Here is a 2,129-nt window from a genome sequence, read left to right as displayed (position 1 = left end):
CCCCGGCGCGGCCGCCGGCGGGCGCGCCGGATCGAGGCGTCGAGCCTTGCTCGTCCCGCCGCCGACCGCCACGACCCCAGTCGTCCCGGCCGCGGTCGCTCCCGTTGTTGCTGTGCTCAGCCACCTGGACCGCCCGCCTCTTCGTCTCGCCCTGTGCGCCCTATGCGTTTGTCTCCCGGCGACTCTAAGCCAGAGCACGCCCTTGACTCTCGGGTAACGGCATCATGCGTGACTGCTTTCACGGGGCTCCCAGGCTCCGGGAACCGACGGTGCTCGGCACCACGAACCCGGCGCCGCCGCAGCGGCGCACCACCCTCGTCCCATCCCGCCCACCCCCGGCGCGCTGCCCGGAGCCCTCCCGTCGCGCACCGCTCGCCCCCTCCGCACCCGGGTCCGTGGCCCACCGCTCGGCGCCGCGAGGCACGCCCGTCCCTCTCCGCGATCCCTGCCGGTCCTCTCCGCGATCGCCGCCGGTCCCCCGCCGTGTGTCCCTCAGGAACGGGGCGTACCCGCGGGCGCGGGTGCGTCCTCCGCCACATGGACGGCCCGCCCGGTCACCGTGCCTCGCAGCCACCAGGATGGTCCGTGCTTCTCGAACGCCTCTACGACGAGGACCCTCTCCCAGGCGAGCTATCTCGTCGCCTGCCAGGACAGCGGGAACGCGCTCGTGGTCGATCCGCGGCGCGACATCGCCGACTATCTCGACCTCCCCCGGCATCACGGTCTGCGGATCGTCGCCGTGACCGAGACCCGTGTCCATGCGGACTTCCTCTCCGGGACGCGCGAGCTCGCCGCGGCGACGGGCGCGACCGCCTATGTCTCGGGGGAGGGTGGCGAGGACTGGCGGTACGACTTCCCGGCCGAGCGCCTCCACGACGGCGACATGATCGAGCTCGGCGCTGTCACGCTCACCGCCCGCCACACGCCGGGGCACACACCGGAGCACCTCTCGTTCCTCATCACCGACACCGCCTTCGCGCCGAGCCCCGGGTATCTCCTCAGCGGGGACTTCGTCTTCGCAGGCGATCTGGGGCGCCCGGATCTGCTGGACGAGGCGGCCGGCATGCAGGACACGCGCTTCGAGGGGGCACGGCAGCTCTGCGCCTCGCTGCGGGACGTGTTCCTCTCCCTCCCCGACCATGTCCAGGTGCTCCCGGGCCACGGCGCCGGGTCGGCCTGTGGGAAGGCCCTCGGGGCCGTGCCCTCCACGACGGTCGGCTATGAGCGGAGCTTCGCCTGATGGGCTCAGCATCTCGCGGCCGACGACGAGCAGGGCTTCGTCGACGAGTTCCTGAACGGTCAGCCCGACGCCCACGCCTACTTCGGACGGATGAAGCGTCAGAACCTCCTCGGGCCGGCTCTGCTGGGCGAGAGGACTCTTCCCCGCCGCGTCGATGCCTCGGAGATCTCCTCGGGGATGGCGTCCGGCGCGATCGCCTTCGTGGACACGAGGCCCGTCGCCGCGGTGCACGAGGGCATGGCGCCCGGTGCGCTCAGCATCCCCGCCCCGGGCAAGGCCGCCTCCCATATCGGCTGGGCCTGCGACCCGGAGTCCGACGACGCCGAGATCATCGTCCTCGCCCCGGATGCGGAGACCGCAGCGAGGATCCAGGATCCATTTCGTGAGAGTGGGGATCGACGCGCTCGGCGGATACGTGACCTCGTTCGAGGGGCTCGAGCAGAGCGTCCCTCAGCGCGTCTCCCCCGCGGATCTCGACCAGCTGCGCTCGAGCCGTCCGGACGCCGTGCCGCTCGACGTGAGGAACAAGTCCGAGCATTCCGCCGGGACCATCCCGGGTGCTCAGCAGCTCTCGGCCGGAAGGGCGCTGTTCCACCGTGATCAGCTCCCTGCGCCCGCCGAGGGCGGCGTCATCGCCTTCTGCCAGTCGGGGCTGCGCGCCTCCGTCGCCGCGAACGCCCTGCGACGGGCCGGCCATGAGGTGATCGACGTCGACGGCAGCTACGCCGGCTGGTCCCGCTGGCAGCGGGAGAACGACGCACCGGCACACGCTTGAGCGAAACACCTCGATTCCCGCAGAAGGGCCCGTGACCGAGGAATCTCCGCGCTCACGGGCCCTCTCCCTGTTCGAGGGGATGAAAAAAGGGAGTGGAGGAGGCGAACACCCGCT

Annotated in this window: 1 pseudogene; it reads left to right on the top strand. The window is 71.7% G+C overall.

Annotated elements, in window-relative coordinates:
• The first annotated feature begins 585 nt into the window (after positions 1-585).
• A pseudogene (locus HMPREF3159_RS08890) lies at positions 586-2,015 on the top strand (rhodanese-like domain-containing protein).
• The last annotated feature ends 114 nt before the right edge of the window (positions 2,016-2,129 follow it).

Source organism: Brachybacterium sp. HMSC06H03, assembly GCF_001807385.1.
Lineage (GTDB): Bacteria > Actinomycetota > Actinomycetes > Actinomycetales > Dermabacteraceae > Brachybacterium > Brachybacterium conglomeratum.
Note: the sequence above shows the minus strand (reverse complement) of the source record. Positions and strands in the feature narration are given on the sequence as shown.